Origin of the sequence: Minwuia thermotolerans (assembly GCF_002924445.1) — a bacterium.
Lineage (GTDB): Bacteria > Pseudomonadota > Alphaproteobacteria > Minwuiales > Minwuiaceae > Minwuia > Minwuia thermotolerans.
This window is the reverse complement of record NZ_PIGG01000005.1, coordinates 1-7,614: the sequence shown is the minus strand read 5'-3', so window position 1 is coordinate 7,614 and position 7,614 is coordinate 1. Positions and strand designations below refer to the sequence as shown.

Annotated in this window: 4 protein-coding genes; 3 read left to right on the top strand and 1 reads right to left on the bottom strand. The window is 60.6% G+C overall.

Going from position 1 to position 7,614, the window contains the following annotated elements; translation table 11 throughout:
• Positions 1–582: 582 nt before the first annotated feature.
• Positions 583–6,051 (bottom strand): ATP-binding protein, encoded by a 5,469-nt coding sequence (locus tag CWC60_RS00810; RefSeq protein ID WP_206419694.1) that lies wholly within the window; start codon positions 6,049–6,051, stop codon positions 583–585.
• On the opposite strand from CWC60_RS00810, the gene CWC60_RS00805 reads away from it, so the two are divergent.
• The 3 genes from CWC60_RS00805 to CWC60_RS00795 form a co-directional block, all read left to right on the top strand.
• Positions 6,050–6,592, top strand: coding sequence for a DUF3489 domain-containing protein (locus CWC60_RS00805; RefSeq protein ID WP_164516299.1), 543 nt, complete (start codon positions 6,050–6,052; stop codon positions 6,590–6,592). The genes CWC60_RS00810 and CWC60_RS00805 overlap by 2 nt on opposite strands.
• Before the next feature lie 13 nt (positions 6,593–6,605).
• Positions 6,606–7,280, top strand: a complete 675-nt coding sequence (locus CWC60_RS00800; protein WP_109792162.1) for a DUF2924 domain-containing protein — start codon at positions 6,606–6,608, stop codon at positions 7,278–7,280.
• Positions 7,273–7,614 (top strand): recombinase family protein (locus CWC60_RS00795; protein ID WP_164516298.1); only part of this gene is annotated, 342 nt, incomplete at its 3' end. The genes CWC60_RS00800 and CWC60_RS00795, both read left to right, overlap by 8 nt.

Sequence of the window (7,614 nt, the reverse complement as noted above, 5' to 3'; positions counted from 1 at the left end):
CCGGTCGGCATCGGAAAGCGGGACAAGCGTCAGGACATTCGGCACTGGATCCGGCTCCAACATGGCGCCCATCGTGGGCAGCCCCTCCGATCTTCATTGCATTCGCTGAGGCCGTGAACCCACTATGGCGAGACTCAGCCAACCGACATGGTCAGAGCAAGTTCGGGACTGCTGGAAATGAGCCATCCGGGAGGCTGACCCCGCTGGCGTGAAGACGCCCGATATCATGCCGCGCTCGCCGCAGGAGAACGTCCTTTATGGAATATTGGCGCGAAACTTCGCCTGTTTTCAACGCCACGGCTTCTTGCATTGTTTGTCTCCTCATCAGAGAAACTGCCTTATCTCCAATCGAAGCCCGGTCGTGGCAGCACGTCGGAAGCGGCCGCTGGATCGCCGGTATTTGAGACAGGTGCTCCGGCTCTGGATCCACAGCCAGGCAAGCGACTGCCGTCTGATCTCTAGAGAACAACGTATCGTGATGGATCCATTTTTCCTTGGATCAAAGCCTCCGAAAACCCGGCGCCGCCCACTTCGAGATATGCTAACAAAAATATTCGAATTGAATTCTTGTCAAAATCAACTTTATGAAATCAACTGATTGTCAAGTATTGCAGCTTCCGGTACGCCAGACTCAATAAGTTGGGACAACACACGCCTGATCGCGATCTTTTGGTCCAAATCAAGGGCCACGCCTACGCTGAAAGCTTGAAATTCGAGCAATTTTACGAAACGCGCACCATAGCCGAGCGAGCTCCAAAATTTCGTGTCGCTGGCATGTGCGGTGACGAACTCAGTTGAAACACGCAGCGTAAACTCGAGGTGTTCATGTCGCGTGGAAACCTCCAGCAGATTCAGCGTGAACTCTGCCAACATTGGCGTTGGCGCATCCGCTACGCACTGCGACAGTACGCTTAGAAAACTCGCAATTTGGTCAATCGCGGCGCCGCGCAAGTAACATCTTGGCTGTCCAAATCGAGGGTCGTCGCAGAAGAACAGCGTGGCGACTGCTTTCCCGAGATGGTTCTCGATACTGGGTCGATCATTCCGACGGAGCGCAGCCCAGCCGTTCGTTTCACGGATCAGGGCCGAAAGTCTCTCACGTATATTCGCAGATTTTTCTGAGGAGACAGCCTTGTGTTCAAAATAAAGTTGATCAGTTTCCCGCAGCAGCACCGCGATTGCTTCGAAACGGGTACTCTCCGGAAGCGACCGGATTGGATCGAAGATGCAGACATCCAGCTCATCGGCTCGAAGCGCCGGCAGGACACGGGCCGTCGATCTGAAGAATGCATCATTCCACTCGTAGAGATTCGATCGCGGCTCTGCATGACCGGTCAATTCAGATCCCAGTGCGATGCATGTCCAATCGGTGTAGGTGTTCAAAATATCCCGGAGCCAGCCATCACAGAATTCATGCGTCGGAGACATACTTGCCGCGAGCCATGCCGCCGCCCCCTGATGATCAATCAGATGAAGCTGCGGGCGAGAGTCAGACGAGACTGCCTCCCCCCTCGCTCTGTCTGGCCCGATGTACAAACGGCTTTTTGGTCGTGCCGGAAATTTCGGGAAACCGGGCCACGGCGGTTCAACCTCTCCACCATCCAGCCATGCGTGTTCCGAGCTGATTCTGCGTTCAAGACGCCATTGATAATCACGTTCGCGACGCGCCAGCTCGCTCTGAGATCCTTGGCCGGTCCTTCGCGGACGTAACGCCGCCTCGAACGCGCATCGGACGATAGCCTGGACTAGCCGCGGATCAGCTTCGTGAAGAGCTGACCGGGCAGCAACCAGACCCTGCGCCCCGGCGGCGTCAGACCGGACTGCGATGCGCAGTAGAGCGTCGCGATCCTCGACACTCCGGAAATGTCCGTGCAGAAGTGCATATCCGGTGAAGGCAATGGCAACCTTGTTCCAGGCAAGGCCCGGCTGTCGTCGATGCACAAGGTCTTCCGACCGCGCAATCGCATCCGCGAACCAAGTCCGACAGAGGCTTGCTTTTTCCGTTCGCAGTTCGTGAGCGCCATGGCGCTGGATCAGCAGAGCCGCCGCCAGCCGTGCATGATAGATCTGGTCGGTGTCGTCATTGTTGCCGACGGAGTCCGGTATTTGCCCATCCAGCCACTTCGCAGCATCCGTTGCTGAGGCCTCCGTCAGACCCGAACCATTGTCCAGCGCTCTGGTCAAAGCCATTTGCATCTGTATCTCGGGCAATCTTGTCGGGTTGAGTTCCTCAAGCCTCTGGAAATGTGCCTCTTCCTCGGGCGGCGAGCGATACTCCACACCCTCTCGTGGAGTCCCGTCCTGCAACCGATGGGTCACAGCTTGCCAGTTCTGTCGGTCGAGCAAATTCAGCGCATGTTGTGCCATGAAAGCCGGATCGCCGAGATTGTGTTCCGGTTTAGGCTGGCCAGCCCGTTCGGACGCCGCTTCCAGCAACCTTCGAACTTCACTGATATGTTGAGGATTTGCCTTGAGGGCCAACAAGCCGATCATCTGATGTAGAGGCATGCCGCGCGATGCCCTTGCAGCAAGCGCCCTTGCAGCCGGTGCGCCATCATCCTGATCGAAAATGAAACCGATACTGAGGATGTCGGGCATCGGGTCCTGACGATCATATACCTGACGATGAAGATCCCAACACAACAGTTCCGGAGAGCCAAGCAACGGAATTGCAGCCTGCATCGAAAGGGCACGATGGGACAGGACAAGATCGACGGCGACCAGCAGGAATGCGGCAGACGGTTCTTCGGCGCCAAGCACGTCGGCTAGAACGTCTTCAACAGCATCTCCACTCTCGATACGCTGATGACCCCATTCCTCTAATGCCATCAGCGCACAAGCGACGGCAGGCGGACTGGCCGACGATTCCCGCGACCAGTTGTAAGTGCTGCGCCGCGGGAAAAGCCGCTCCGTACCGACCCATTGAATACTGAATGCGTCGTCACCGAAGTCGTTCTCCCCAAAATAGAAGGTAATGGCGCGCGCGACGATCTCCCGGATCAGTCGCAGCCCCTCTTCCGGCGCCTGTTTCAGAAGCTCGCGAAACGGCCCCTTCGCCGGGGAGGCAGGGATCAGGACAACTCCATGATCCTCAAACGGCTCGCGCCCGAGTGGGTCCATCTCGAAATCCTGATATCGTCGGTCCGGTGTCAGAACATGAAGTATGAAATCCACAAAACGATCGGGCGCCGCACGGGCGAGCCCGCCGCCGTCGCGCAGAATGCCGCTGCTGATCTCGGTGCCATGGCGGCGACCGGTCAGCCAGTCGAGATAGTCATGCGCCAATTCGGGAGTTCGGTGACACAGGTTCAGAAAACCTGTCCTGAGAATCCGTTCAAGCGTACTCAGATCATCGCGCCCGATCTCCCCGTCGAATGCTTCGCGCCTTGAGCGATCCCATAGTGTTTCGTCACATTCCTCGATATGCATCAGCCAGGCATGCAACTGTTTTGCAATCATCGGCGTAATGCGATCCTCGCCAGCAGAAGACAGTGACCAATAGATCATCAGGTCCGCTACGTGACGGATGCTCGGTGGCGGCAGCTTTTCGGTATTATTGAGGGACCAGCGAACCAGCCGGTGCCAGGACGCGTTGGCCGCCACGAAAACATCGCTCGGCATCTCGGGAATCTCGATGCCGGCACGCCGATAGCTCTCCTGCACCGACACGGAATCGACCGCCCGAACAATCGAGATCAGTCGTATCAGCAGCCCGCCTTCGTCCGCCAGCAGGAGCGCTTCCATTCTGTCGAGAAGGTCAGTCCCGGATTCATAGTGAGCCAGCGCCAGGAGAAGCGACCGCCTCCAGGACGGATGCGCTTCGCTTTCTCTCATTTTCTGAAGCAGCCGCCTGTAGAGTTCTTCGCCATCAGCGCGTTCAAGAAGAAGTTGCGCATGGATTTCGAGTGATCTATCGATCTGGACCGGTACGGGCTCTGCGAGAGTCAGTCTATTGAATTCTTCTGGCTGATCGAGAAGGTAGTTGGCAACGGCCCACTCCTCAAAGACATCGTGACGGAAACTCAGTCGGTCGCTGCCATGATCCGTAAGCGTCTCTGATCTCACCAACGCATCGATTGCTGCCGGATCCTGGTCACTCAGATCATATGGGCCGGATGATCCGAGCGCCGCTGTGGCGAGGGCGCGTAAAACACGGCCGCGGCTCCGCCATAATGGATCGCGGTCAATCCCGCCCGCCGATTGCCACCAGTCTCGCGACATCGCCGCCTCGGTTGCAGAGTGGTGCTGAGCGGATTGTTGTCGGGCCAGGCGCTTCAACCGGAACAGGTTCAGGGCGACATTGTAGGCCGGATGGGAATGAAACAGCAGCGGAGCGAGATCCGGCAACAGGGTCCGCACCTCCTCGATTTCTGCAGAATCAAGCTGATCGTCGACGACAATCCGGTTCGCCCCCAATCGTTGCAGCGCGTTCTCTGGCAGCCAGTTCGGCTCATCTCGATCGAAGTCGCTGCGCGCTGTCACGATGACGGAAACACCGGTCACTTTCGCGGCCTCGTCTATGAGATCCCGCACCGTCGCGCGGGCTTCCGGCTCCGTGAAGCGATCCAGACCGTCAATAAAGATCGTCGCAGCGCCGTCCAGCGCTAGATCGGCGAGAAGATCGCGCAGCGTGTCCGGAAACCCGAGTTGGCCCCGCCACGCCGCCCAGCCACCCTTCACGACACGCTCCGGGTTCAGGAACAGAATCCGTGCCTCGGATTTCTGAGCCTCCGCAAGGTGCTTCAGTATTGCCGACTTGCCGACGCCGCCTTCTCCGCGAATTTCGACATATCGAGATTCGCTTTGGGCCTCGCGTACCGCCGACAGCCGGGTGCATCGGCCAAGAACGATGCCGCGTATCTCGTCATCAATGTCGCCTAGGCCATGTTCCGCATCTTCCGCGAGGCGGCCTCTGATCGACCTATATGTGCTTGACGCGGATAGCTTGTAGTTCCGTTGGGCAAGCTGATCCACAAGTGCGGCTCGATCCAGGGCGCGCGCCGTTGTCGCGCCGTCGGAAGCGATTGCCTGCAGTGTATCCCAGAGTTTTCTCGCCTCGCGCTCGTTGCCGCCCTGAAGTACACGAACGGCGCGCTCTATTGAGAGTTCTTCCGAAGCCGATCCTTCCGAGCCAAAATCGAAGACGAGAATGGTGAGGCGACGCAGAAACTGCCAGACAGTCCTGTCATCTGCGTAATCACCGGCGGCTTCCAGCTGAGATTTGAGCGCCGTCGCGAAACCACGCATATCATCGTTCGCAACGCCGGGTCGGCCCAGCCGCTCGAAAAACACTTCCGCACTCTCAAGGCTGCGTGCCCACTTCAGAACGTCTTGGAATGCTCCGGTCACTTTGTGGGGACCACGAGAAATGGCTACACTAAGTTGATCCGCGCTTTCCCAGAAACCCTGACGGCTCGCAGATTTCAGTATCTGCCGAACCACCTTCGCGAATCCGCTATCGTCGGCTGTAAATCGGATATCCCGCTTGGCTTGGATCTCGAGCACTGCCGACTGGCCAACGTCGTTGCTGCCGCGGACGATCACATCGTCGAGAGCGTACCCTTCCCCGGCGCGCTGGAGTTCGACGCTGTCGATTGTGAACCCTGGCAGACCGCGCGCCTCCGTGTCGGCCAGCATCGACAGCAGGTAATGGGCTGCCACCTGGCTTTCGAATACCTGCCCGGCAGCGCCGGTCGACGCCGGGCTGGAACCTGAAATGGGATCGGACACACTGCAACCTCGTGAGGGAACCGAACAACGATACAACCAGTCTAGCGAAGAACCGGCGAATGAGGTACGGCCAGTCGGCGCATCGCTTTGATGATTTGCGACAATGACAATAACGACCGAGGTGGAATTCTCGAACCTTTCGATTCTCAATTCCAGCGACTGGACTTCCCTTGGAAACGAAGCATTCATGCTCTTGGGAGCGGCGATGATGCTGTTATGCGCTGCCGGTCCCGGCCCGGCCTCTTCATCGCGGTCCGGGCTTCTCCTGGTGACAGCGCCGGCATCGGGCTGGCGCGGAATGAAGCCACGGAGACCGACCATGACCATGCTCAATGACAGGCATACCGCCATCCTCGCCAACGCGGCAAACCGTACCGACGGCTGCGTGCTGCCGCTGCCGGACGGCATTCAGGTGAAGGGTGGCGCGCTCACCGCCATGCTGCGGGCCCTGGAGCGCCGCGGCCTGGCCGAGCGCTCGGCGGAAGATGCCTGGACCATTACCGAGGCCGGCCGTGCAGCAGTCCCGGGGACGGTCGCGACTGAGGCCGGCGAGAGCGAAGAGGGGCAAGCGGCGCTGCAGTCGGCTGTCGCAGAACCGGACACGGGCGATGGTCACGACGCCCCGAAGCCGCTCTTCCGTCCGGGATCGCGGCAGGCGCAGCTCCTCGACCTGCTGCAGCGGGATGAGGGCGCCGACATCGACGAGATGGTGCAGTTCACCGGCTGGCAGCCGCACAGCGTCCGGGCGGTGCTGACCGGCTTCCGCAAACGCGGCATCGAGGTGACCCGCACCAGGGAAGGCAACGGCGTCAGCGTCTACCGGGCGACGCTGCCGGCCAGCGCGGGCGCGATGGCCGACTGAGGGCGCCGCGGCGATGCGAAGGGAGACCACCATCCGCGCGGGCGGCGACGGCAACGTCGCCGCCCGCGACACGATAGCAAGATCGAGCCGAACCGATCGGAGCGGGAGATCGACACCGTCTCGAGCGATTTCATCATCTGCAGACGACGTCGAGACCTGCGTCCGGGCCCTGTCCCGCGACGACCTTGCCGTGCTCTGGCAGCGGCGCTGGCGTCGTCCGCCGCCGAAGGGGCTGAGCCGCCGGCTGCTGGAATGCAACGCCGCGTGGCTCATGCAGGCCGAGGCGCAGGGCGGCTTCACGGCCGCCACCCGCCGCCGTCTCGATGCGCTGACACGGTCGAGCGGGAGCGGCGGCGATGGGGCGGTGGATGGCACGCCACCGACCAGAGAAAACCCGCCTGCCGGTCGCCGCACCCTGCGCCCGGGCAGCCGTCTGATCCGGCAGTGGCAGGGCCGCAGCCATGTCGTCGAGGTCACCGATGGCGGGTTCATCTACGAGGGACGGCACTTTACTTCGCTCACGGCCATTGCCCGGGCGATCACCGGCGCCGGCTGGTCCGGCCCACGCTTCTTCGGCCTCAATGCACCGGCGTCGGGGAGGAAGTCGACCGGAGACCGGAACGCAGGGCACTCAGACGACAACCGACGTCCTGTCACCGCGATGCACGCGGGCAGGAGCGATGGCTGAGCGGGGACGTCGAGACGGCAGTGTCTCAATCGCCCGGCGAACGAACGGAGGCGACCCATCGCGCGCCTTCGGTGGTAGCCGTTCAGTCCGCTGCGCCATCTATACCCGCAAGTCCACCGAGGAGGGGCTGGAGCAGGCCTTCAACTCGCTGGATGCCCAGCGGGAGGCCTGCGCCGCCTATATCCGCAGCCAGCAGCACGAAGGCTGGAAGGAACTCGCCGAACGCTTTGACGATGGCGGCTTCTCCGGCGGCTCGATGGATCGCCCTGCACTGGCCGCCCTGCTGGACGATATCCGGGCCGGGCGCATCGACACGGTGGTGGTCTACAAGGTC